Genomic DNA, 22,044 nt, shown 5'->3' on the forward strand with positions numbered 1-22,044 from the left:
ATCGAATGGATTTGGTACTCGACCTGCTCGCCACCGTATCCCGCTGGAGCCGCAGCAACCTGTCGGAAATCTCCCTGGCCCTCGTCGGCTGCCTGTTGGTGCTGTTCGGCGCCGACATCAAAGGCTGGGTCGAGGCCCGCCTGGGCAGCATCGCCGGAGCCTTGCGCGTACCGTTGATGGCCCTGCTGTGCATGATCGGCAGCGGCGCGGCGCTGATCTACGCCACGCCGTGGATTGTGCGGGGGCTGAGCCAGTTCAATAACTACAGCCTGGCGCCGGTATTGGTGGTGGTGCTGGTGTTGATCGGCGTCGTCGCCGACCGCCGCTGATCACAAACCCAACACAAAACCAATGTGGGAGGGGGCTTGCCCCCGATAGCAGAGTGTCAGTCAACCACTCTATGACTGACCCACCGCTATCGGGGGCAAGCCCCCTCCCACATTTTTTGACCGCATTCCAAGTTACTGGCTGATCAGTCGACTTTCTCGAACTTCAAATCCCACACCCCATGCCCCAACCGCTCGCCGCGGCGTTCGAACTTGGTGATCGGGCGCTCGGCCGGGCGTGGCACGCATTTGCCGTCTTCGGCCAGGTTGCGGTAGCCAGGGGCGACGTTCATCACTTCCAGCATGTATTCCGCATAGGGTTCCCAGTCGGTGGCCATGTGCAGGATACCACCGACTTTCAGCTTGCTGCGCACCAGCTCCGCGAAGGACGCCTGGACGATGCGGCGCTTGTGGTGACGGCTTTTGTGCCATGGATCGGGGAAAAACAGCATCAGGCGATCGAGGCTGTTGTCGGCGATGCAGCGGTTGAGCACTTCAATCGCGTCGCAGTCGTAGACCCGCAGGTTGGTCAAACCCTGGGTCAGCACGCCATTGAGCAGCGCGCCGACACCCGGGCGATGGACTTCCACACCGATGAAATCCTGTTCCGGCGCGGCTGCGGCCATTTCCAGCAGGGAATGGCCCATGCCGAAGCCGATTTCCAGGGAGCGCGGGGCCGAACGGCCGAACACTTGGTCATAGTCCACCGGCGCGTCGGCCAGGGGCAGGACGAACAGCGGCGTGCCTTGCTCCAGGCCCTTTTGCTGGCCTTCGGTCATGCGACCGGCGCGCATCACAAAGCTCTTGATGCGGCGGTGCTTGGACTCGTCGCCCTGTTCCACGGTGTTCGGCGTTTCGTTTGATTCAGTCATCAATGGCTCTTACTTGATCAGACCATCCAGCGGCGAGGAGGCGCTGGCGTAGAGTTTTTTCGGCATGCGCCCGGCGAGGTAGGCCAGGCGGCCCGCGACGATGGCGTGTTTCATGGCTTCGGCCATCATGATCGGCTGTTGGGCATTGGCGATGGCCGAATTCATCAGCACCGCTTCGCAGCCCAGCTCCATGGCGATGGTCGCGTCGGAGGCAGTGCCCACGCCCGCATCCACCAGCACCGGGATCTTGGCTTCTTCGAGGATGATCTGCAGGTTGTACGGGTTGCAGATCCCAAGGCCAGTGCCGATCAGGCCGGCCAGCGGCATCACGGCGATGCAGCCGATTTCGGCCAGTTGGCGGGCGATGATCGGGTCATCGCTGGTGTAGACCATCACGTCGAAGCCTTCCTTGACCAGGGTTTCGGCGGCCTTGAGGGTTTCAATCACGTTGGGGAACAGGGTTTTCTGGTCGGCCAGCACTTCCAGCTTCACCAGGTTGTGGCCGTCGAGCAGCTCACGGGCCAGGCGGCAGGTACGCACGGCTTCGATGGCGTCGTAGCAGCCGGCGGTGTTCGGCAGGATGGTGTAGCGGTCCGGCGGCAGGATATCCAGCAGGTTCGGTTCGCCCGGGTTCTGGCCGATGTTGGTGCGGCGCACGGCCACGGTCACGATCTCGGCGCCCGAGGCTTCGATGGCCAGGCGGGTTTCTTCCATATCGCGATACTTGCCGGTGCCTACCAGCAGACGGGACTGGTAGGTACGACCGGCCAGGACGAAGGGCTTGTCGCTACGAACGATGCTCATGGGAAATCCTCGAGGTGGGGTGAGGTTCTGCAGAATCCGGGGTGGCGCGCCTGGGCGCCGGACGACTAGCCGCCGCCGATGGCGTGGACCACTTCGACCTGGTCACCTTCGGTGAGCGCAGTCTCGACGTGTTGGCTACGCGGGACGATATCCTGGTTGAGCTCCACTGCGACGCGACGCCCGGTCAGGTCCAGACGGGTCAGCAGGGCCGCAACGGTTTCACCGTCGGGCAGTTCAAAGGGTTCGCCGTTCAACTGAATGTGCATGCCATGGGCCGCCATCGTTTTTAGGGGCAAGCATTCTAGCCCGATTGGCGTAGCTGGCCCAAGGCCCTTTGATCAGTAGCGCGCTTCAGGCCGCCTGCTGCAAGCGCCACGCCGCCAGCCCCAGGAGGAACCAACCGAGCAGAAACGCCAGACCACCGAACGGCGTGATGATGCCGAGCTTGCTGATGCCAGTCATCGTCAGCACGTACAGGCTGCCGGAGAACAGCAGAATGCCGACGACGAACGACACGCCCGCCCACGTGACCAGGCGGCCAGGCAGGTGCGCCGCGAGCAACGCCACGCCGAACAGCGCCAGGGTGTGGACCAATTGGTAAGTCACGCCGGTATGGAAAATCGCCAGGTACTCGGCGCTCAGGCGGTTTTTCAAGCCGTGGGCGGCGAACGCACCGAGGGCGACACCAGTGAAGCCGAAAAAAGCAGCCAGCATCAGAAAGCCACGCAGCATGAGGAACTCCAGTCAGACTCATTGGGCAGGGTCTGTATAATGGCCCGCTCAACGGGTTCGGCCAAGCCATCTCTATGCTGCGTGTCCTCTTCAGTCGTTTTCTCAAAGCCGTGAAATGGTTTGCCATCGGCAGCGTGTTGCTGGTGCTGCTGTTTCGTGTCGTACCGCCGCCGTTCACGGCGCTGATGGTGGAGCGCAAGATCGAATCCTGGTTTGACGGCGAACCGATTGACCTGCAGCGCACCTGGGTGCCGTGGGATGAGATCTCCAACGACCTCAAAGTGGCGGTGATGGCGGGTGAAGACCAGCGTTTCCCACAACATTGGGGCTTCGATTTCGGCGCGATCCAGGCGGCGCTCCTGCACAACGAGCGCGGCGGCTCGATCCGCGGCGCCAGTACGCTGAGCCAGCAGGTATCGAAGAACCTGTTCCTGTGGTCCGGCCGCAGTTATCTGCGCAAGGGCCTGGAGGCCTGGTTTACCGGGCTGATCGAGGTGCTGTGGCCCAAGCAGCGGATCCTTGAGGTGTACCTCAACAGCGTGGAATGGGATGAAGGGGTGTTCGGTGCGCAAGCGGCGGCGCAGCATCACTTCGGGGTGAGTGCCAAGGCGCTTTCTCGGCAGCAGGCCAGCTACCTGGCGGCGGTGCTACCCAATCCACGGGTATGGAGCGCCAGCCATCCAACGGCCTATGTGGCACGGCGGGCGGCATGGATTCGCCAGCAGATGAGCCAGCTGGGTGGGGATGGCTATCTGGTTGAGTTGAACAATTCGCGCAAGACGCCTTGGTCCGACTGACACAACACAGAAATAAATGTGGGAGGGGGCTTGCCCCCGATAGCAATGGATCAGTCACCTTGATGTCGACTGACACTCAGCTATCGGGGGCAAGTCGAATCGTCGCACCGCCCCTCCCACAGTTTTAAGCGGCGATCGACAGCTTCAGCTTGTTCATCGCGCTTTTCTCAAGCTGACGAATCCGCTCGGCCGACACGTTGTACTTCTGCGCCAGGTCGTGCAGCGTGGCTTTTTCTTCGGCCAGCCAGCGCTGGTAGAGGATGTCACGGCTGCGATCGTCCAGCACTTCCAGCGCTTCGTGCAGGTTGTGGTTGGAGTTGTCGCTCCAGTCGGCGTCTTCCAGTTGACGCGCCGGGTCGTACCGGTGGTCTTCCAGGTAGTTGGCCGGCGATTGGAAGGCGCTGTCGTCGTCCGCCTCGGCGGCCGGGTCGAAGGCCATGTCATGGCCGGTCAGGCGGCTTTCCATCTCGCGCACTTCACGCGGCTCCACACCGAGGCTTTCGGCCACGCGGTGGACTTCTTCGTTGTTCAGCCACGCCAGGCGTTTTTTCTGGCTGCGCAGGTTGAAGAACAGCTTGCGCTGGGCCTTGGTGGTCGCGACTTTCACGATGCGCCAGTTGCGCAGGATGAACTCGTGGATTTCCGCCTTGATCCAGTGAACGGCGAACGACACCAGGCGCACACCCATTTCCGGGTTGAAGCGCTTCACTGCCTTCATCAGGCCGACGTTGCCTTCCTGGATCAGGTCAGCCTGGGCCAGACCGTAGCCGCTATAGCTACGGGCGATATGTACGACAAAACGCAGGTGGGCGAGCACCATCTGCCGAGCCGCCCCCAAATCCTGCTCATAGTAGAGACTCTCGGCCAGTTCACGCTCCTGCTCCGGCGTCAGCAATGGAATGCTGTTGACCGTGTGCACATAGGCCTCCAGGTTCGCACCCGGGACCAAGGCATAAACAGGTTGCAAAGAAGTGGTCATACGAAAAAACCTCCGACTCACATAACTCGTGCAGTTCAGCACTGCGAAAATTGACCGGGAACCGTAGGACAAGTTCCCTAAACCACTGATACGGTCAATACAAACGAAACCACATTAATCTGACATTAACTACTTCGGTGCCAGCTCACGTAAATGCCGTGCGACCGCAATCCACGCACCGATATACCCCAACAAGACCGCGCCAAGCAAGAGCGACAGACCATCGGCGACCGGCACCCCGGCCAGGGCGAAATCACTGCCGTACAAGCCGGCCAGCCCGATGACCGCGTCGTTCAGCCAGTCCAGGCCGAACGCCAATAAGCCCCAGGACAAAATCCCCGCACCGAAGCCATAAAGCGCGCCCATGTACAGAAAAGGACGACGCACATAGCTGTCCGTGCCGCCGACCAGTTTAATCACTTCTATCTCGGTGCGACGGTTTTCAATATGAAGACGAATGGTATTACCTATCACCAAAAGTAATGCAGACACCAACAACACCGTCAGGCCGAACACAAAGCGGTCGCCCAGCTTGAGGATCGCCGCCAGGCGCTCTACCCAGACTAGATCAAGTTGCGCCTGTTGCACCTTGGGCATCTCTGCGAGTTTTTGTCGCAGGGCTTCCAGGGCCGGTTTGTCGACTTCATTCGGCGTCACCAGCACCACGCCCGGCAGCGGGTTCTGCGGCAGCTCCTTGAGCGCCTCGCCCAGGCCGGACTGTTGCTGGAACTCCTCGAGGGCCTGATCGCGGCTGATGTACTCGGCATCCGCCACGCCCGGCAGGTTCTTGATCTCTTCGCGCAGGGCTTCGCCGTCTTTGGCGCTGGCATCCAGGTTCAGGTACAGCGAAATCTGCGCGGCGCGCTGCCAGGAACCGCCCAGGCGCTCCACATTATTAAGCAGCAGCGACAAGCCCATGGGCAGGCTCAAGGCCACGGCCATCACCAGGCAGGTGAAAAAGCTGCCGATCGGCTGCTTGCCCAGGCGACGCAGGCTGTCGAGCAGGCTGGCACGATGGCTTTCGATCCAGGCACGCAGCAGCGTGGCGAAATCCGGGCCGTCGTCTTCGTCGTGTTTTTTCTTTTTCGGTTGTGGGTCGGCCGGTTTCGGCGCCACGCGCTCGGAAACCTTGGGGCTGCGTGTCGCACTCATACGCCAGCCTCCCCGTCGCCGATCAGGCGACCGCGTTGCAGGGTCAGCATGCGATGGCGCATGCGCGCGATCAGTGCCAGGTCGTGACTGGCGATCAGCACGCTGGTGCCCAGGCGGTTGATGTCTTCGAACACGCCCATGATCTCGGCCGCCAGGCGCGGGTCGAGGTTACCGGTGGGTTCGTCCGCCAGCAGCAAGGCCGGGCGGTGGACGATGGCGCGGGCGATGCCGACGCGCTGTTGCTGGCCGGTGGACAGGTCGCCGGGGTAGAGGTCGGTCTTGTCCGACAACGCCACGCGCTCCAGCGCCGAGTCCACGCGCTTGATGATTTCGGCCTTGGACAGCCCAAGTATCTGCAACGGCAACGCAATGTTATTGAACACCGTGCGATCGAACAGCAACTGGTGGTTCTGGAACACCACGCCGATCTGGCGGCGCAGGAACGGGATCTGCGCATTGCTGATGGTGGCCAGATCCTGGCCGGCCAGCAGCAGCTTGCCGGTGGTCGGGCGTTCCATGGCCAGCAGCAGGCGCAACAGGGTACTTTTGCCGGCACCCGAATGGCCGGTGACAAACAAGAATTCGCCGCGACGCACTCGAAAACTCAGCTCATGCAAGCCGACATGCCCATTGGCATAGCGTTTACCGACCTGTTCGAATCGAATCATGAACGCTCCCGCTCGGCAAACAGTGCCTGGACAAAGGGTTCGGCTTCAAAGGTGCGCAGGTCGTCGATACCTTCACCGACGCCGATATACCGAATCGGCAACCCGAACTGCTTGGCCAGGGCGAAGATCACGCCGCCCTTGGCCGTGCCGTCGAGCTTAGTCAATGCCAGGCCGGTCAGTTGCACCGTCTGGTGGAATTGTTTGGCCTGGCTGATGGCGTTCTGGCCAGTACCGGCGTCAAGCACCAGCAGCACCTCGTGCGGAGCCTCGCCGTCGAGCTTGCCGATCACGCGGCGCACTTTCTTCAGCTCTTCCATCAGGTTGTCTTTGGTGTGCAGGCGACCGGCGGTATCGGCGATCAGCACATCAATGTTGCGGGCCTTGGCGGCTTGCACGGCATCGAAGATCACCGAAGCGGAATCGGCGCCGGTGTGCTGGGCGATGACCGGGATCTTGTTGCGCTCGCCCCAGACCTGCAGTTGCTCGACGGCCGCGGCGCGGAAGGTGTCGCCGGCGGCGAGCATGACTTTCTTGCCTTCCAACTGCAGCTTCTTGGCCAGTTTGCCGATGGTGGTGGTCTTGCCGGCGCCGTTGACGCCGACTACCAGGATCACGAACGGCTTCTTCGGAGTAATCACCAACGGCGCTTCGACCGGCTTGAGCATCGCGGCCAGCTCGGCCTGCAGGGATTTGTACAGCGCATCGGCGTCGGTCAACTGCTTGCGCGCGACCTTCTGGGTCAGGCTCTGGATGATCACGGCGGTGGCTTCGACACCCACGTCGGCGGTCAGCAGACGGGTTTCGATGTCTTCCAGCAGTTCGTCATCGATGGTCTTCCGACCCAGGAACAGGCTGGCCATGCCTTCGCCGATGGTCGCGCTGGTTTTGCTCAGGCCTTGCTTGAGCCGGGCGAAGAACCCGGTTTTGCTCGGTTCGGCGGCAACCACGGGCGACGGCGCGATCACGGCGGGCGCCGCGGCCACAACAGGCGCGGGAGTCGGCTCGACCGCCACCGGCTCAACCTGCGGAATCGGCGGCGTCACATGCTCGGCCTGCACATCTTCGACCAGTGCCACGGGCTCTTCGGCCACTGGCAGTGCCAGCCACGGTTTGTGCTCAGGCTCGGCTTGCGCCACCGGCGCGGTCGGTTCGGCGCCTACCAAGGGCTCAGGGATCGGCTCAGATTGAACCTGCGGCTGTTCGACGACGGTTTCCTGCGGCTTTTTGCGCAGCCATCCGAACAGGCCTTTTTTCTCGCCAGCCGCAGCTGGACTCTTCTTGTCGTCGTTGGAACCAAACATGGAGGACGGCTATCTCAAGGTAGCGACGCGCCAAGGGCGCCTCGGTAAATAAAAATTCGATGCAGAACAGACTGCTTTAACGCTCGCTCGTTCATGCGCAACATTTTGTAAGGCGTAAATAAAGGCCTCAACAAATCGATTCAATATGGAATTGAAGCGACAACATCGGCGAAAAGCTGAAGATTGTCGGGGAAAACCGTAGCAAACTTCAAAATTCCTACAACTGAATCCAGAACCGTATGACGACCGCAGTGGCCGTCCCCAAATCGGATCAGTATCCTAGCACCTCCTCGCCCGCCGACGCTAAGACCAAGCGGGCAGCCCAACAGGTTTAAAAACGAATGAATGCTCTAGCCCGCCGCGCCGCAGGCCTGCTGCTCAGCACAGTTTGTCTGCCCCTCTCAGCCTTGGCTGCCGACCCACAACCCACCCATGAATTCACCCTGGATAACGGCCTCAAAGTGGTCGTGCGCGAAGACCATCGCGCGCCGGTGGTGGTTTCCCAGGTCTGGTACAAAGTCGGTTCGAGCTACGAAACCCCGGGCCAGACCGGTTTGTCCCACGCCCTGGAACACATGATGTTCAAGGGCAGCGCCAAGGTCGGCCCCGGCGAAGCCTCGCTGATCCTGCGCGACCTGGGCGCCGAAGAGAACGCCTTCACCAGCGACGACTACACCGCCTACTACCAAGTGCTGGCGCGTGACCGCCTGGGCGTCGCCTTTGAGCTGGAAGCCGACCGCATGGCCAGCCTGCGCCTGCCGGCCGACGAGTTCAGCCGCGAAATCGAGGTCATCAAGGAAGAACGCCGCCTGCGCACCGACGACAACCCGATGTCCAAGGCCTTCGAGCGCTTCAAGGCCATGGCCTTCCCGGCCAGCGGCTACCACACGCCGACCATCGGCTGGATGGCCGACCTCGACCGCATGAAGGTCGAAGAACTGCGCCACTGGTACCAGTCCTGGTACGTGCCGAACAACGCCACCCTGGTGGTGGTCGGCGACGTGACCCCGGACGAGGTGAAGAACCTGGCCCAGCGCTACTTCGGCCCGATCCCCAAACGTGACGTGCCACCGGCGAAGATCCCGCTGGAACTGGCCGAGCCCGGTGAGCGCCTGCTGACGATGCATGTGCAGACCCAACTGCCGAGCGTGATCCTGGGCTTCAACGTGCCCGGCCTGGCCACCGCGCCAGACAAACGTTCGGTACAAGCCCTGCGCCTGATCTCGGCCCTGCTCGACGGCGGCTACAGCGCGCGCATTTCGGAACGGCTCGAACGCGGTGAAGAGCTGGTCTCCTCCGCCTCCACCAACTACGACGCCTACACCCGCGGTGACAGCCTGTTCACCCTGAGCGCCACACCGAACCAGCAGAAGAAAAAGACCATCGCACAAGCCGAAGCCGGCCTGTGGCGCCTGCTGGAAGAACTCAAAGCCAAGCCGCCGACCGCCGAGGAACTGGAGCGCATCCGCGCCCAGGTCATTGCCGGCCTGGTCTACCAGCGCGACTCGATCACCAGCCAGGCGACCGCCATCGGTTCCCTGGAAACCGTCGGCCTGTCCTGGAAACTGATGGACACCGAACTGGCCGACCTGCAAAGCGTGACCCCGGACGATATCCAGAAGGCCGCACGTACCTATTTCACCCGCGAACGTCTCAGCGTCGCCCATGTCCTGCCTGAGGAGACCGCTCATGAGTGATCGCAAAAGCAGCCGCCTGATCCTGCCCGGCCTGATCGCCGTCACCCTGATCGCGGCGAGCGCGGTGTATTTCCTGCGCCCAAGCGAATCCGTCGCCAGCCCGGCGCTGGAAAAAGCCCAGTCGACCCACACACTGCAATCCCTGGCGGAACTGGACGGCAAGGCGCCGACCAACCGCAAGCTCGACGTGCAGACCTGGAACACCGCCGAAGGCGCCAAGGTGCTGTTCGTCGAAGCCCACGAACTGCCGATGTTCGACATGCGTATCCTGTTCGCCGCCGGCAGCAGCCAGGACGGCAACGTCCCCGGCGTGGCGCTGATGACCAACGCCATGCTCAACGAAGGCGTGCCGGGCAAGAATGTGAGCCAGATCGCCAGCGGCTTTGAAGGCCTCGGCGCGGACTTCGGCAATGGCGCTTACCGCGACATGGCGCTGGTGTCCCTGCGCGGCCTGAGCGACAGCGACAAGCGCGACGCCGCCCTGGCGCTGTTTGACCAGGTGATCGGCAAACCGACCTTCCCCGCCGACTCCCTGGCGCGCATCAAGAACCAGATCCTCGCCGGCTTTGAGTATCAGAAGCAGAACCCCGGCAAACTGGCGAGCCTGGAGCTGTTCAAGCGCCTGTACGGCGACCACCCGTATGCTCACCCGAGCGAAGGCACGGCCGAGAGCGTTCCGACAATCACCCAGGCACAGTTGCAGGCATTCCACGCCAAGGCGTATGCCGCGGGTAACGCTGTGATTGCCGTAGTGGGCGACCTGACCCGCGCCGAGGCCGAAGCCATGACTGCCAAGGTCTCGGCCTCGCTGCCCAAAGGCCCGGCCCTTGCGAAGATCGCCCAGCCGACCGAGCCCAAGGCCGGCTTGAGCCATATCGAGTTCCCGTCCAAACAGACGCACCTGTTGTTCGCGCAACTGGGCATCGATCGCGCCGACCCGGACTACGCCGCCCTGTCCCTGGGCAACCAGATCCTCGGCGGCGGGGGCTTCGGCACCCGCTTGATGAGTGAAGTGCGCGAGAAGCGCGGCCTGACCTACGGCGTCTACTCCGGTTTCTCGCCGATGCAAGTGCGCGGCCCGTTCATGATCAACCTGCAGACCCGCGCGGAAATGAGCGGCGGCACCCTGCGCCTGGTGGAAGACGTGCTGGCCGACTACCTCAAGACCGGCCCGACGCAAAAGGAGCTGGATGACGCCAAGCGCGAGCTGAGCGGCAGCTTCCCGCTGTCCACCGCGAGCAACGCCGATATCGTCGGGCAGCTGGGCGCCATGGGTTTCTACAACCTGCCGCTGAGCTATCTGGAAGATTTCATGAAACAATCCCAGGCCCTGACCGTAGAACAGGTCAAAGCGGCTTTGAACAAACACCTGAGCGCCGACAAGATGGTCATCGTGACCGCCGGCCCGACGACTGCGCAAAAGCCACTACCGCCCCCCACTGATAAACCTGCCGAGCAGCCGCTCGGGGTTCCGGAGCATTAATGGCCAGTTCATCTCGCCCGAAAAAACCTGTCCACAACGTGCATAACGGTGTGGGCCAACTGCGCATCATTGGCGGTGAATGGGGCAGCCGCAAGCTCAGCTTCCCCGACGTCGTGGGCCTGCGCCCAACGCCGGATCGCGTGCGTGAAACCCTGTTCAACTGGCTGGCACCCTACATCGCCGGGGCCAAGGTACTCGACCCGTTTGCCGGCAGCGGCGCGCTGTTCCTCGAGGCGCTGTCCCGTGGCGCGGCCCAGGCACAGGCGCTGGATGCCAGCAATGTGGCGGTGTCCAGCCTCAAGGAACACCTGGGCACCCTGCGTTGCACCAACGGCCAGGTGCAGACCGCCGACGCGCTGCGCTACCTGGAAACCCAGGCCGCCAGCGAATACGACGTGGTGTTCCTCGACCCGCCGTTCAACCAGAACCTGCTGCCGACCGTGTGCGCGTTGCTGGAAGAGCGCCAATGGCTGGCGCCGGACTCGTGGATCTACACTGAAAGCGAAAGCGCGCCATCCAGCCTGGGCCTGCCCGGCAGTTGGCGCCTGCACCGGGAACAGAAATCCGGGCGGGTGTATTACGCATTGTGGCAACGTTCGGTACAGCCCTCGGCCTGAACGGGCTTTTGTGGCGAGCAAGCTCGCTCGCCACAGTGAGTCCGCGTGCCACAGAGAGTGTCATGACCCCCTCTTCAGACCTGTTCAAACCCGCCTTCGGCCTCGGCAACCCTCATCTGCAAACGTTGTGGGGGCCGCTGTGGCGCCCGACCACGCACCTCGAACGCCCACGCGAACGCCTGTGGCTGGACGACGGCGACTTTCTTGACCTCGACTGGCATGGCCCCCATGACGCGCAAGCGCCGTTGGTGCTGGTACTGCATGGGCTGACCGGCTCGTCCAACTCGCCTTACGTGGCCGGCCTGCAAAAAGCCCTCGCTGCCCAGGGCTGGGCCAGTGCGGCCTTGAACTGGCGCGGATGCTCGGGCGAGCCGAACCTGTTGGCGCGCAGCTACCACTCGGGCGCCAGCGAAGACCTGGCGGCAGCGATTGCCCATCTGCGCGCCAAGCGGCCGTTGGCGCCGTTGTATGCGGTGGGTTATTCCCTGGGGGGCAACGTGCTGCTCAAGCATTTGGGCGAAACCGGCGCGAATTCGGGGCTGCAAGGCGCGGCGGCGGTGTCGGTGCCGTTTCGTCTGGATCAGTGCGCCGATCGCATCGGCCTGGGCTTTTCGCGGGTGTACCAGAAGCACTTCATGCGCGAGATGGTGGCGTATATCCGTGTCAAACAAAGCCGCTTCTTACAGGATGGTCGCGCTGAAGGGCTTAAGGCCCTGGAGGCACTCGGGTCTCTGGAGAAGATGCACACGTTCTGGGACTTCGACGGCCGGGTCACCGCGCCGCTGCATGGTTTCCTCAGTGCCGAAGACTATTACCGCCGCGCGTCGAGCCGTTACTACCTGGGCGATATCCGCACGCCGACCCTGATCATCCAGGCGGCCGATGACCCGTTTGTCTTCGCCCATAGCCTGCCCGAAGCCAGCGAGTTGTCGGATTGCACCGAGTTCGAATTGCTGGCCAAGGGTGGGCATGTCGGGTTTGTCGACGGTTCGCTGAAGCGCCCCGGTTACTACCTGGAGCGGCGGATTCCGCAATGGCTGCTGACACAACCCCGTTAAACAAGGTGGGTTTACACGCAGGACAACTCAGTCGCCCGTCGCGATTTCCCGCGTTGGATCGGTAATCCACTCGCTCCACGATCCCGCATACAACTTACCCAACGGGTAACCCGCCAGGCTCAGGGCGAACAGGTTGTGGCACGCCGTCACGCCCGAACCGCAATACGCCACCAACTCATCCGGCGAACGGCCTTGCAACTGGGCGGCGAAGCGCTGCTTGAGCTGCTCGGCCGGCAGGAAACGCCCATCGCTGCCCAGGTTTTCGGTGAACGCCGCACATTGCGCGCCGGGAATGTGCCCGGCAATCGGGTCGATAGGCTCGACATCGCCGCGAAAGCGCGGCTGGGCGCGGGCGTCGATCAGGGTCAGGCCCGGTTGGCCCAGGCGTTTTTGCAGCTGCTTGGCATCCAGCAGCAGGCGATTGTCCGGCGTGCCGACAAAGGTGCCGCGCTCGATCACCGGCGCATCCAGGCTTAACGGGAAGCCGGCCGCGTGCCAGGCCTTCAAGCCACCGTCCAGGATAAACACGCCATCACGCTTGCCCAGCCACGCCAGCGACCACCAGGTGCGGGCGGCATAAACACCCGGGCCGTCGTCGTAGAGCACCACATCGGTATCGGCATTGATGCCCCAGGCACGCAGTTGCTCGGCGAGCGTCTGCGCCTGCGGCAACGGGTGACGCCCGGTCACGCCCTTGGTCACCGGCCCACTGAGATGGCGCTCCAGGTCGGCATATTGCGCGCCTTCGATATGCCCTTCGGCGTAGCTGCACATTCCGTAGTCCGGGTCTTCCAGGGCAAAGCGGCAGTCAAGTATCACCAGAGCGCCGCGCTGTTGGCGCTCGGCCAGTTGCTGGGGGCTGATCAGTTGGGCAAGTGGCATGACAGACTCCTGTGAACAAATTCGGGAAAGATCCTACTTCACTTCTTCCAGTGCCTGGTTCAACGGCACGTAAAACTCTTTGAACAGTGCATCCACCGCCGCTTTGGCCTGCGGCGTGACAAACCCCGCTTCCAGCACCAGCACCTGATACACCCCGCGCTTGATCGCTTCGGCGCTCAGATGTGTGGATTTTTCATTGGTGGTACACAAAAACCGCACCCAGGAGGTAAGGATGATCCAGGCGTTGAGGGTCAGCGCCTCGGTTTGCACCGGATCCATATTGAGAATGCCGGCATCGACAAACCCTCGGTAAATGGCGCCACCCTGAATCAGGCAACGCTGGGAAAAGCGCCGGTAGCCGGTGGCCAGTTCCGGGTCGCTCTCCAGCAGGTGTTCGAGGTCACGGTGCAGGAAACGGTAGCGCCACATGCCGGCCAGGACCGCCTGCAGGTAGAAGCGCTTGTCCTCCACCACCATGGTGCGACCCTGGGGCGGGCGCAGGAAACTGTCGACCAAGGCTTCGTATTCGCGAAACAGCACGGCGATGATCGCCTGCTTGTTGGGGAAGTGGTAGTAGAGGTTGCCCGGCGAAATTTCCATATGGGCGGCGATATGGTTGGTGCTGACACTGCGCTCGCCCTGCTGGTTAAAAAGCTCCAGGCTGGTTTGCACAATGCGCTCGCTGGTCTTTACTCGTGGTGCCATAGGGGATCAGCTTCTGTACACGTGATCGACCATCTTACGGCCTAACCTTGCCGGGATAAATCCAGTTGTGGCTGCAATGCCATTTGACAATTTAGAGCAATAACTCTAAAAATCCAGGCAGACCAATAACAATCCGGAACTGCACCATGTCTGCCAACGTTGCCTACCCGCAAGATTCCCAGACACTGGATCAACTCCAGGGCCTGTTCGACGCCCAACGCCGCGCCTATGCCGCCAACCCGATGCCGCCGGCCGCGCAACGCCAGCAATGGCTCAAGGCCTTGCGCGAAGTGCTCAGCGACGAACGCCAGGCGCTGATCGATGCGATCAGCCAGGACTTCAGCCATCGCAGCGCCGACGAAACCCTGTTCGCCGAACTGATGCCCAGCCTGCATGGCATTCACTATGCGAGCAAACACCTCAGTGGCTGGATGAAACCTTCCCGCCGCGCTGTAGGCATTGCCTTCCAGCCCGCCTCGGCCAAAGTCATCTACCAACCGCTGGGCGTGGTCGGGGTGATCGTGCCCTGGAACTACCCGCTGTACCTGGCCATCGGGCCATTGGTGGGTGCGTTGGCCGCGGGCAACCGGGTGATGCTCAAACTCAGCGAATCGACCCCGGCCACCGGCGAACTGCTCAAGACCCTGCTGGCGAAGGTCTTCCCCGAAGACCTGGTGTGCGTGGTGCTGGGCGAGGCCGACGTCGGCATGGCATTTTCCAGGCTGCGCTTCGATCATCTGCTGTTCACCGGCGCCACCAGCATCGGTAAACATGTGATGCGCGCGGCGGCCGAGCATCTGACCCCGGTCACGCTGGAACTGGGCGGCAAATCGCCGGCGATCGTTTCCGCCGATGTGCCCCTCAAGGACGCCGCCGAACGCATCGCCTTCGGCAAGGCCCTGAACGCCGGGCAAACCTGCGTGGCGCCGGACTACGTGCTGGTGCCGGAAGATCGCGTCGAGGGTTTCGTCGAGGCCTACAGCAAGGCGCTTCGCGGTTTTTACCCGACACTGGCCAACAACCCGGACTACACCGCCATCATCAACGAACGGCAACTGGCCCGGCTCAACGCCTACGTGAAGGACGCCACCGACAAGGGCGCCACCCTGATCCCTCTGTACGACCAGGGCCAGGCACGCCGCATGGCCCACAGCCTGCTGTTGAATGTCAGCGATGAAATGACAGTGATGCAGGACGAAATCTTCGGCCCGGTGCTGCCGATCGTGCCTTATCGCGGCATCGACCAAGCCTTTGCCTACATCAATCAGCGGCCTCGCCCACTGGCCCTGTACTACTTCGGCTACAACAAGCGCGAACAGAACCGCGCACTCCACGAAACCCACTCCGGCGGCGTATGCCTTAACGACACGCTGCTGCATGTGGCTCAGGACGACATGCCTTTCGGCGGCATCGGACCATCAGGCATGGGCCACTACCACGGTCATGAAGGGTTCCTCACGTTCAGCAAGGCCAAGGGCGTGCTGGTCAAGCAGCGCCTGAACGCCGCGAAGTTGATCTACCCGCCCTACGGCAAATCGATCCAGAAGCTGATCCAGAAGCTGTTTATCCGCTGATACCGCCACCCTCGGGATAACCATAACAATGAACCCAAGCCTGACTGATTCACCCGCGCTGTCGCGGCGCGGCGTCCTGAAAATCGGCCTGTGCGCCAGCGCCTTCCTGGCTACCGCCGGGCTGGGCGCGAGCCTCAGCGGTTGCTCCAGCAGCACTCCGGCCAGCGGCTTTGCCCTGTTGCGCAGCAGCGACCTGCCGTTTCTGCGCGCGGTGATCCCGGTGCTGCTGGAAGGCGTGGCCAGCGCCCAGGAAGTCGCCAGCGGGATTGAAGACACCCTGAAAAAACTCGACTACAGCCTGCAGCACCTGTCGCCGGAGATGTTCAAGCTGACCCAGCAACTGTTCGACGTGCTGGGCATGGGCATCACCCGCGGCCCACTGACCGGGATCTGGGGCAGTTGGGAAAACGCCAGTGGCGAACAGATCCGCAACTTCCTGCACCGCTGGGAAAACAGCTACCTGAACCTGCTGCGCATGGGCCAGGGTTCGTTGCTCAAGCTGGTGATCATGGCCTGGTACTTCCGGCCGGCGTCGTGGGCCCATTGCGGCTACCCCGGGCCGCCGAAGATCTGATTCGCATCCCCCCAATAAAAACAAGAGACGACCCCGATGCCTGTACCCGATCTGTTCCGCGACGGCCTGGCCCGCGGCTGGAAAACCCACAATGGCGCCGCCCTCGACCGCGACCTGACGCTGGAAGCCGACGTAGCGATCATCGGCAGCGGTGCCGGCGGCGGCACCACTGCCGAAATCCTCAGCGCCGCCGGCTACAAAGTGCTGCTGATCGAAGAAGGCCCGCTCAAGACCAGCAGCGATTTCAAGCTGCTCGAAGACGAGGCCTACGCCAGCCTGTATCAAGAAGGCATCGGCCGCATGAGCAAGGACGGCGCCATCACCATCCTGCAAGGCCGGGCCGTGGGCGGCACCACGCTGATCAACTGGACCTCCAGCTTCCGCACCCCGGACGCCACCCTCAGCCACTGGGCCAGCGAATATGCGGTCAAGGGCCACAGCAGCGCGGACATGGCGCCATGGTTCGAAAAAATGGAACAGCGCCTGGGCATCGCTCCCTGGGCCATGCCGCCCAACGCCAACAACGACGTGATCCGCAAAGGCTGCGAACAGTTGGGCTACAGCTGGCATGTGATCCCGCGCAACGTGCGCGGCTGCTTCAACCTGGGTTATTGCGGCATGGGTTGCCCGGTCAACGCCAAGCAGTCGATGCTGGTGACCACCATCCCCTCCACCCTGGAGAAAGGCGGCGAGCTGCTGTACCTGGCTCGCGCCGAACGCCTGGTCTACAGCGGCGACCGCATCAATAGCCTGGAATGCGTGGCCATGGACGAACGCTGCGTGGCGCCGACTGGACGCAAGATCACGGTCAAGGCCAGGCATTACGTGCTGGCCGGCGGCGGCATCAACAGCCCGGCGCTGCTGATGCGCTCGGCCGCCCCCGACCCGCATTCGCGGCTGGGCAAGCGCACCTTTTTGCATTTGGTGAACTTCTCCGCGGCGCTGTTCGACGAGGTGATCAACCCGTTCTATGGCGCGCCGCAGTCGATCTATTCCGATCACTTCCAATGGCTGGACGGCACCACCGGCAGAATGTCGTACAAGCTCGAAGCGCCGCCGCTGCACCCGGCGCTGGCCAGTACGCTGCTCGGCGGCTACGGCACCCAGAACGCCCTGGACATGAGCCAATTGCCACATACCCACGCAATGCTTGCCCTGCTGCGCGACGGCTTCCACCCCGACAGCCCCGGCGGCAGCGTTGAACTGCGCGGCGACGGCACACCGGTGCTCGATTACCAGGTTTCGCCTTACGCCTGGGACGGCCTGCGCCGCGCGTTCCACAGCATGGCCGAGATCCAGTTCGCGGCGGGCGCCAAGTCGGTCAAGCCGCTGCATCACGATGCGCGCTACGTGAAGACCCTGGCCGAAGCACGCAGCCTGATCGACGGCCTCAACCTGGAATTGCACCGCACCTGCCTGGGCAGCGCCCACGTGATGGGCGGCTGCGCCATGGGCGAAGAGCCGAAAAATGCGGTGGCCGACAGCCTCGGTCGCCATCACCAGTTGCGCAACCTGTCGATCCACGATGGTTCGCTGTTCCCCACCAGCATTGGCGCCAACCCGCAGTTGTCGGTGTACGGATTGACCGCGCAACTGGCGAGCGCATTGGCCGAACGTCTGAAAACGGCATGAAAAAACAGGGTATTTCGCGGGTCTATCTGCATAAGTCGACTTGGCCGACCGGGACGGCTGCGATACCATCCGGTTCCCCAACGGACTCCGCCAGGACGACGCGATGAACCGAGTGTTGTACCCAGGTACCTTCGACCCGATTACCAAAGGCCATGGCGATCTGGTCGAACGCGCCTCGCGCTTGTTCGACCATGTGATCATCGCGGTCGCTGCCAGCCCCAAGAAAAACCCGCTGTTTCCCCTGGAACAGCGCGTGGAGCTGGCGCGCGAGGTCACCAAGCACCTGCCCAACGTCGAAGTGGTGGGTTTCTCGACGCTGCTGGCACATTTCGCCAAAGAGCAGAACGCCAATGTGTTCCTGCGCGGCCTGCGCGCGGTATCGGACTTCGAATACGAATTCCAGTTGGCCAACATGAACCGCCAACTGGCGCCGGACGTGGAAAGCCTGTTCCTCACGCCGTCGGAACGTTATTCGTTCATTTCCTCGACGTTGGTCCGTGAAATCGCGGCCCTGGGCGGGGATATCACCAAGTTCGTGCATCCGGCCGTGGCTGATGCGCTGACCCTGCGCTTCAAGAAGTAAGACCGCTCACTCGGCGCCCGCTCGCACTGCGGGCGCCAATGCGGCACAATTGCGCGCATTAGTTTTCCAGATGCCTTGGCTGACTGCCCTGGCAGGAGTTTCCATGTCCTTGATCATCACCGACGATTGCATCAACTGCGACGTCTGCGAACCCGAGTGCCCGAACGCCGCGATTTCCCAAGGCGAAGAGATCTACGTGATCGACCCCAACCTCTGCACCCAGTGCGTCGGCCACTACGACGAACCGCAGTGCCAGCAGGTGTGCCCGGTGGATTGCATTCCACTGGATGAAGCCCACCCGGAGACTGAAGCGCAGTTGATGGAGAAGTACCGGAAGATTACCGGTAAGGCTTGAGCCTGGTGGCGTCTGTGAAGGCCTCATCGGGGGCAAGCCCCCTCACACATCAAAATGTGGGAGGGGGCTTGCCCCCGATGGCGATATCCGCCATCACACAGCAATCAGCTCTGGCACTTAGGGCAAAACACACTCGCCCGCTGCCCCAGCACCACATTGCGCAACTCGCTCCCGCAGACCTTGCACGCCTCGCCGCCCCGGCCGTAGACGAACAGTTCCTGCTGGAAATACCCCGGCTGCCCGTCGCCACCGATAAAGTCGCGCAAGGTGGTGCCGCCGCGCTCGATGGCGGCCGCCAGAATGCGCTTGATCTCGATCGCCAGCTTCAGATAGCGCCCGCGTGAAATGCCACCGGCCTCGCGGCGCGGATCGATCCCCGCCGCGAACAGCGCTTCGGTCGCGTAGATATTGCCCACGCCCACCACCACCGCGTTGTCCATGATGAACGGTTTGACCGCCATCGAACGCCCACGCGACAGTTTGAACAGGCGCTCGCCATCGAACAGGTCGGTCAACGGCTCCGGCCCCAGGCGGATCAGCAGTTCGTGGTTATGCGGGTCCTGGCTCCAGAGCATCGCACCAAAACGCCGAGGGTCGGTGTAGCGCAGGGCCAGGCCCGACTCCAGCTCTATGTCCACATGCTCATGCTTGGCCGCCGGCAGGCCGACTTCCACCAGGCGCAGGTTGCCCGACATGCCCAGGTGGCTGATCAGGGTGCCCACTTCGGCGTTGATCAACAGGTACTTGGCCCGCCGTTCCACCAGTACGATGCGCTGCCCGGACAGGCGTACATCGAGGTCTTCCGGGATCGGCCAGCGCAGGCGTCGCTCGCGCACCACGACGCGGCTGACCCGCTGGCCTTCCAGGTGCGGCGCAATCCCGCGCCGAGTGGTTTCGACTTCTGGTAACTCGGGCATGTGTGCCTCGTGAGGTAAGGGTCAGTGCGCGCCCAGTTCGCGGATCGACAACTTCATGCTTTCGAAGTCGTAGTCCGACAGGCCCACGTAGTCCAGCACCAGATGGCCAATCGCGTCCCACTCATAGTCGACCGGCTGGTTGCCCAACACCCGGTACGACGCGCAGATGTGCTCGGCCATTTTCAGGATCGCCAGCAGGTTCTTGAGCTGCGGATTGCGCGGCGACTCATCGCTGAAGATCGCCAGGGCGTTGTGATGGTTGGCAATGGCGTCGGTCACATGCTCCGGCAGGCGCCAGGACTTGGCGGTGTAATAGCCGACCACCGCATGGTTGGTGTTGAACGCATTGTTTTCGGTGTCGACCACTCGGCAGTCGGCACCGGCATTGGCGTAGGACTCTTCGAGCACCACCATGTAATTGGGGAAGCGCTTGAGCATCAGCGGCACGCCGCAATCGTGGAACAGCCCCAGGGCATAGGCTTCGTCCACCGCCTGGGCGCCGGTGCGCTTGGCCAGGGTGAGGCAGGTCATGGCCACGTCCTGGGCGGTGTCCCAGAAACGGTTGAGGGTGACGATGGTGTCGTCGCTCATCTCGCCCTTGATCGACAGGGCGTTGATCAGGTTGATGATCGAACGGCTACCCAGCAGGTTAACGGCGCGCTGGATCGAGGCGATCTTGTTGCTCAGGCCGTAATACGACGAGTTGACGATCTTCAGCAGCGCGCCGGACAGGCCCGGGTCCTGGGAAATCAACCGCGCGATCACTTCCAGGTCCGGGTCGGGCATGTACTGTTCCATCTGCAAATCCACCATGATTTGCGGCTGAGGCGGCACACTGATGCCTTGCAGGGCCTGCTGGATCTGTTCGGCGGAAAGCTCTTGGGACATAAGTACACACTCTGGGCGAGAGGGGGATTCTAACCCCGATGGGAAGCTGACCGACACCTCAAAAAACCAAATGGCACTCCTATCAAATGGACGCCACAGCACGCGCCCCCCCTGCAACCCATCAGGCCAAGCCACGAAATGTAATGCAACACGGTATACTCCCGCTCTTTTTTCCGGAGCGACGTCATGTCCCTGCCAAGCCTGCGTCTCAAAGCCAACGCCGATCGTCGTTTGCGCAACGGCCACCTGTGGGTCTACAGCAACGAAATCGACGTGGCCGCCACCCCACTTCACGGCTTCCAGGCGGGCGACCAGGCCATCCTCGAAGCGGCCGGCGGCAAGACCCTGGGCATCGTGGCCATGAGCCCGAACAACCTGATCTGCGCGCGCCTGCTGTCGCGTGACATCAAGTTGCCTTTGGACAAGTCGCTGCTGGTACACCGCCTGAACGTCGCCCTGTCCCTGCGCGACCGCCTGTTCGACAAGCCGTTCTACCGCCTGGTCTACGGCGATTCCGACCTGCTGCCGGGCCTGGTGGTCGACCGTTTCGGCGACATCCTGGTGGTACAGATCGCCTCGGCGACCATGGAAGCGCATAAAGAAGACGTGATCGCCGCCCTGACCCAAGTGCTCAAGCCGAGCGGCATCCTGTTCAAGAACGACTCCGCCGCGCGCGACGCCGAAGGCCTCAACCGTTACGTCGAAACCGTGTTCGGCCTGGTGCCGGAGTGGGTCGCGCTGGAAGAAAACGGCGTGAAATTCGAAGCCCCGGTGATCCAGGGCCAGAAAACCGGCTGGTTCTATGACCACCGCATGAACCGCGCACGCCTGGCCCCGTATGCCAAAGGCAAGCGCGTCCTCGATCTGTACAGCTACATCGGCGGCTGGGGCGTGCAAGCCGCGGCCTTCGGCGCCACTGAAGTGTTCTGCGTCGACGCCTCGGCCTTCGCCCTCGACGGCGTCGAGCGCAACGCCGCGCTGAACGGCGTCGCCGAGAAAATGACCTGCATTGAAGGCGACGTCTTCGAAGCCCTCAAAGAGCTGAAAGCCAGCGAAGAACGCTTCGACGTGATCGTCGCCGACCCACCGGCCTTCATCAAACGCAAAAAAGACATGAAGAACGGCGAAGGCGCCTACCGCCGCCTCAACGAGCAAGCCATGCGCCTGCTCAGCAAGGACGGCATCCTGGTCAGCGCCTCGTGCTCGATGCACCTGCCGGAAGACGACCTGCAGAACATCCTGCTGACCAGCGCCCGCCACCTGGACCGTAACATCCAGATGCTCGAACGCGGCGGCCAGGGCCCGGATCACCCGGTGCACCCGGCGATTGTTGAGACGCGCTACATCAAGAGCATCACCTGCCGGTTGCTGCCAAATAGCTAAAGACCAAAACCGTCCCCCTGTAGGAGCGAGCTCGCTCGCGAAAAACGCATAGACGACGCGGGCTA

General features: G+C 62.6%; 24 protein-coding genes. 12 read left to right on the forward strand and 12 right to left on the reverse strand.

Annotation, left to right across the window (positions count from 1 at the left end):
- Window positions 1-5: 5 nt before the first annotated feature.
- Window positions 6-329: a DUF3392 domain-containing protein gene (locus tag LQ249_RS29430; protein ID WP_003176691.1), complete on the forward strand. Its 324-nt coding sequence runs from the start codon at window positions 6-8 to the stop codon at window positions 327-329.
- Window positions 330-472: 143 nt separating this feature from the next.
- On the opposite strand, the gene trmB is transcribed toward LQ249_RS29430, so the two are convergent.
- The 4 genes from trmB to LQ249_RS29450 form a co-directional block, all read right to left on the reverse strand.
- Window positions 473-1,198, reverse strand: a complete 726-nt coding sequence (gene trmB, locus LQ249_RS29435; protein WP_017845015.1) for a tRNA (guanosine(46)-N7)-methyltransferase TrmB — start codon at window positions 1,196-1,198, stop codon at window positions 473-475.
- A gap of 9 nt (window positions 1,199-1,207) precedes the next feature.
- Entirely contained in the window at window positions 1,208-2,002 is a 795-nt protein-coding gene (locus tag LQ249_RS29440) for a thiazole synthase (RefSeq protein WP_017845016.1), read from the reverse strand.
- A 65-nt stretch (window positions 2,003-2,067) separates the two neighbouring features.
- The gene (gene thiS, locus LQ249_RS29445; protein ID WP_046381754.1) at window positions 2,068-2,268 is read right to left on the reverse strand and encodes a sulfur carrier protein ThiS; all 201 of its coding nucleotides are present in this window, start codon (window positions 2,266-2,268) and stop codon (window positions 2,068-2,070) included.
- A gap of 85 nt (window positions 2,269-2,353) precedes the next feature.
- Window positions 2,354-2,734, reverse strand: a complete 381-nt coding sequence (locus LQ249_RS29450; protein ID WP_017845018.1) for a DUF423 domain-containing protein — start codon at window positions 2,732-2,734, stop codon at window positions 2,354-2,356.
- A 74-nt stretch (window positions 2,735-2,808) separates the two neighbouring features.
- Between LQ249_RS29450 and mtgA the strand changes: the two genes are divergently transcribed.
- The gene (gene mtgA, locus LQ249_RS29455) at window positions 2,809-3,531 is read left to right on the forward strand and encodes a monofunctional biosynthetic peptidoglycan transglycosylase (protein WP_232566079.1); all 723 of its coding nucleotides are present in this window, start codon (window positions 2,809-2,811) and stop codon (window positions 3,529-3,531) included.
- Window positions 3,532-3,655: 124 nt separating this feature from the next.
- Here mtgA and rpoH read toward each other — a convergent pair whose 3' ends face one another.
- From rpoH to ftsY, 4 genes are all read right to left on the reverse strand, one after another.
- Window positions 3,656-4,510: an RNA polymerase sigma factor RpoH gene (rpoH, locus tag LQ249_RS29460; RefSeq protein WP_017845020.1), complete on the reverse strand. Its 855-nt coding sequence runs from the start codon at window positions 4,508-4,510 to the stop codon at window positions 3,656-3,658.
- Window positions 4,511-4,639: 129 nt separating this feature from the next.
- Window positions 4,640-5,662, reverse strand: coding sequence for a permease-like cell division protein FtsX (gene ftsX / locus LQ249_RS29465; protein ID WP_017845021.1), 1,023 nt, complete (start codon window positions 5,660-5,662; stop codon window positions 4,640-4,642).
- Window positions 5,659-6,330: a cell division ATP-binding protein FtsE gene (gene ftsE, locus LQ249_RS29470; protein WP_017476533.1), complete on the reverse strand. Its 672-nt coding sequence runs from the start codon at window positions 6,328-6,330 to the stop codon at window positions 5,659-5,661. The genes ftsX and ftsE overlap by 4 nt, the downstream gene beginning before the upstream one ends.
- Window positions 6,327-7,631 (reverse strand): signal recognition particle-docking protein FtsY, encoded by a 1,305-nt coding sequence (gene ftsY / locus LQ249_RS29475; RefSeq protein WP_017845022.1) that lies wholly within the window; start codon window positions 7,629-7,631, stop codon window positions 6,327-6,329. The genes ftsE and ftsY overlap by 4 nt, the downstream gene beginning before the upstream one ends.
- Window positions 7,632-7,972: 341 nt before the next feature.
- Between ftsY and LQ249_RS29480 the strand changes: the two genes are divergently transcribed.
- The 4 genes from LQ249_RS29480 to LQ249_RS29495 all read left to right on the forward strand — a co-directional run bounded on the left by LQ249_RS29480 (window position 7,973) and on the right by LQ249_RS29495 (window position 12,486).
- A complete protein-coding gene (locus tag LQ249_RS29480; RefSeq protein WP_169863664.1) occupies window positions 7,973-9,328 on the forward strand; it encodes a M16 family metallopeptidase in 1,356 nt (451 codons plus the stop codon).
- Window positions 9,321-10,811, forward strand: coding sequence for a M16 family metallopeptidase (locus LQ249_RS29485; protein ID WP_046381751.1), 1,491 nt, complete (start codon window positions 9,321-9,323; stop codon window positions 10,809-10,811). Before LQ249_RS29480 ends, LQ249_RS29485 begins: the two co-directional genes overlap by 8 nt.
- Window positions 10,811-11,428 carry a 16S rRNA (guanine(966)-N(2))-methyltransferase RsmD gene (gene rsmD, locus LQ249_RS29490; RefSeq protein WP_017845026.1) on the forward strand — a complete coding sequence of 206 codons (618 nt, stop codon included), beginning with the start codon at window positions 10,811-10,813 and terminating at the stop codon, window positions 11,426-11,428. The genes LQ249_RS29485 and rsmD overlap by 1 nt, the downstream gene beginning before the upstream one ends.
- A 62-nt stretch (window positions 11,429-11,490) precedes the next feature.
- Window positions 11,491-12,486, forward strand: coding sequence for a hydrolase (locus tag LQ249_RS29495; protein ID WP_046381750.1), 996 nt, complete (start codon window positions 11,491-11,493; stop codon window positions 12,484-12,486).
- Between the two features lie 27 nt (window positions 12,487-12,513).
- Here LQ249_RS29495 and LQ249_RS29500 read toward each other — a convergent pair whose 3' ends face one another.
- Together LQ249_RS29500 and LQ249_RS29505 are read right to left on the reverse strand one after the other, a co-directional pair.
- Complete coding sequence (locus tag LQ249_RS29500; protein ID WP_017845028.1) at window positions 12,514-13,368, reverse strand: sulfurtransferase; 855 nt, start codon at window positions 13,366-13,368, stop codon at window positions 12,514-12,516.
- A 33-nt stretch (window positions 13,369-13,401) separates the two neighbouring features.
- Complete coding sequence (locus tag LQ249_RS29505; protein WP_017845029.1) at window positions 13,402-14,073, reverse strand: TetR/AcrR family transcriptional regulator; 672 nt, start codon at window positions 14,071-14,073, stop codon at window positions 13,402-13,404.
- Window positions 14,074-14,219: 146 nt separating this feature from the next.
- Here LQ249_RS29505 and LQ249_RS29510 point away from each other — a divergent pair, with 146 nt between their 5' ends.
- From LQ249_RS29510 to LQ249_RS29530, 5 genes are all read left to right on the forward strand, one after another.
- Window positions 14,220-15,647, forward strand: coding sequence for a coniferyl aldehyde dehydrogenase (locus tag LQ249_RS29510; protein ID WP_232566080.1), 1,428 nt, complete (start codon window positions 14,220-14,222; stop codon window positions 15,645-15,647).
- A 28-nt stretch (window positions 15,648-15,675) separates the two neighbouring features.
- A complete protein-coding gene (locus tag LQ249_RS29515) occupies window positions 15,676-16,221 on the forward strand; it encodes a hypothetical protein (protein ID WP_017845031.1) in 546 nt (181 codons plus the stop codon).
- A 36-nt stretch (window positions 16,222-16,257) separates the two neighbouring features.
- The gene (locus tag LQ249_RS29520) at window positions 16,258-17,853 is read left to right on the forward strand and encodes a GMC family oxidoreductase (protein WP_046381747.1); all 1,596 of its coding nucleotides are present in this window, start codon (window positions 16,258-16,260) and stop codon (window positions 17,851-17,853) included.
- A 103-nt stretch (window positions 17,854-17,956) separates the two neighbouring features.
- Window positions 17,957-18,436 (forward strand): pantetheine-phosphate adenylyltransferase, encoded by a 480-nt coding sequence (gene coaD / locus LQ249_RS29525; protein ID WP_003176711.1) that lies wholly within the window; start codon window positions 17,957-17,959, stop codon window positions 18,434-18,436.
- A 103-nt stretch (window positions 18,437-18,539) separates the two neighbouring features.
- Window positions 18,540-18,791: a YfhL family 4Fe-4S dicluster ferredoxin gene (locus LQ249_RS29530; protein ID WP_010564414.1), complete on the forward strand. Its 252-nt coding sequence runs from the start codon at window positions 18,540-18,542 to the stop codon at window positions 18,789-18,791.
- Window positions 18,792-18,895: 104 nt separating this feature from the next.
- Here LQ249_RS29530 and mutM read toward each other — a convergent pair whose 3' ends face one another.
- Complete coding sequence (mutM, locus tag LQ249_RS29535; protein WP_017845033.1) at window positions 18,896-19,708, reverse strand: bifunctional DNA-formamidopyrimidine glycosylase/DNA-(apurinic or apyrimidinic site) lyase; 813 nt, start codon at window positions 19,706-19,708, stop codon at window positions 18,896-18,898.
- 21 nt (window positions 19,709-19,729) lie between these two features.
- Window positions 19,730-20,542: an HDOD domain-containing protein gene (locus tag LQ249_RS29540; protein ID WP_169850532.1), complete on the reverse strand. Its 813-nt coding sequence runs from the start codon at window positions 20,540-20,542 to the stop codon at window positions 19,730-19,732.
- A 240-nt stretch (window positions 20,543-20,782) separates the two neighbouring features.
- Here LQ249_RS29540 and LQ249_RS29545 point away from each other — a divergent pair, with 240 nt between their 5' ends.
- Complete coding sequence (locus tag LQ249_RS29545; RefSeq protein WP_046381745.1) at window positions 20,783-21,979, forward strand: class I SAM-dependent rRNA methyltransferase; 1,197 nt, start codon at window positions 20,783-20,785, stop codon at window positions 21,977-21,979.
- The last annotated feature ends 65 nt before the right edge of the window (window positions 21,980-22,044 follow it).

It is taken from the genome of Pseudomonas sp. 7-41 (assembly GCF_021233075.1).
Taxonomy (GTDB): Bacteria; Pseudomonadota; Gammaproteobacteria; order Pseudomonadales; family Pseudomonadaceae; genus Aquipseudomonas; species Aquipseudomonas veronii.

Coding starts and splice junctions, on each gene's coding strand:
- LQ249_RS29430 (WP_003176691.1), top strand. CDS start 6: ATGGATTTGGTACTCGACCTGCTCGCCACCGTATCCCGCTGGAGCCGC.
- trmB (WP_017845015.1), bottom strand. CDS start 1,198: ATGACTGAATCAAACGAAACGCCGAACACCGTGGAACAGGGCGACGAG.
- LQ249_RS29440 (WP_017845016.1), bottom strand. CDS start 2,002: ATGAGCATCGTTCGTAGCGACAAGCCCTTCGTCCTGGCCGGTCGTACC.
- thiS (WP_046381754.1), bottom strand. CDS start 2,268: ATGCACATTCAGTTGAACGGCGAACCCTTTGAACTGCCCGACGGTGAA.
- LQ249_RS29450 (WP_017845018.1), bottom strand. CDS start 2,734: ATGCTGCGTGGCTTTCTGATGCTGGCTGCTTTTTTCGGCTTCACTGGT.
- mtgA (WP_232566079.1), top strand. CDS start 2,809: ATGCTGCGTGTCCTCTTCAGTCGTTTTCTCAAAGCCGTGAAATGGTTT.
- rpoH (WP_017845020.1), bottom strand. CDS start 4,510: ATGACCACTTCTTTGCAACCTGTTTATGCCTTGGTCCCGGGTGCGAAC.
- ftsX (WP_017845021.1), bottom strand. CDS start 5,662: ATGAGTGCGACACGCAGCCCCAAGGTTTCCGAGCGCGTGGCGCCGAAA.
- ftsE (WP_017476533.1), bottom strand. CDS start 6,330: ATGATTCGATTCGAACAGGTCGGTAAACGCTATGCCAATGGGCATGTC.
- ftsY (WP_017845022.1), bottom strand. CDS start 7,631: ATGTTTGGTTCCAACGACGACAAGAAGAGTCCAGCTGCGGCTGGCGAG.
- LQ249_RS29480 (WP_169863664.1), top strand. CDS start 7,973: ATGAATGCTCTAGCCCGCCGCGCCGCAGGCCTGCTGCTCAGCACAGTT.
- LQ249_RS29485 (WP_046381751.1), top strand. CDS start 9,321: ATGAGTGATCGCAAAAGCAGCCGCCTGATCCTGCCCGGCCTGATCGCC.
- rsmD (WP_017845026.1), top strand. CDS start 10,811: ATGGCCAGTTCATCTCGCCCGAAAAAACCTGTCCACAACGTGCATAAC.
- LQ249_RS29495 (WP_046381750.1), top strand. CDS start 11,491: ATGACCCCCTCTTCAGACCTGTTCAAACCCGCCTTCGGCCTCGGCAAC.
- LQ249_RS29500 (WP_017845028.1), bottom strand. CDS start 13,368: ATGCCACTTGCCCAACTGATCAGCCCCCAGCAACTGGCCGAGCGCCAA.
- LQ249_RS29505 (WP_017845029.1), bottom strand. CDS start 14,073: ATGGCACCACGAGTAAAGACCAGCGAGCGCATTGTGCAAACCAGCCTG.
- LQ249_RS29510 (WP_232566080.1), top strand. CDS start 14,220: ATGTCTGCCAACGTTGCCTACCCGCAAGATTCCCAGACACTGGATCAA.
- LQ249_RS29515 (WP_017845031.1), top strand. CDS start 15,676: ATGAACCCAAGCCTGACTGATTCACCCGCGCTGTCGCGGCGCGGCGTC.
- LQ249_RS29520 (WP_046381747.1), top strand. CDS start 16,258: ATGCCTGTACCCGATCTGTTCCGCGACGGCCTGGCCCGCGGCTGGAAA.
- coaD (WP_003176711.1), top strand. CDS start 17,957: ATGAACCGAGTGTTGTACCCAGGTACCTTCGACCCGATTACCAAAGGC.
- LQ249_RS29530 (WP_010564414.1), top strand. CDS start 18,540: ATGTCCTTGATCATCACCGACGATTGCATCAACTGCGACGTCTGCGAA.
- mutM (WP_017845033.1), bottom strand. CDS start 19,708: ATGCCCGAGTTACCAGAAGTCGAAACCACTCGGCGCGGGATTGCGCCG.
- LQ249_RS29545 (WP_046381745.1), top strand. CDS start 20,783: ATGTCCCTGCCAAGCCTGCGTCTCAAAGCCAACGCCGATCGTCGTTTG.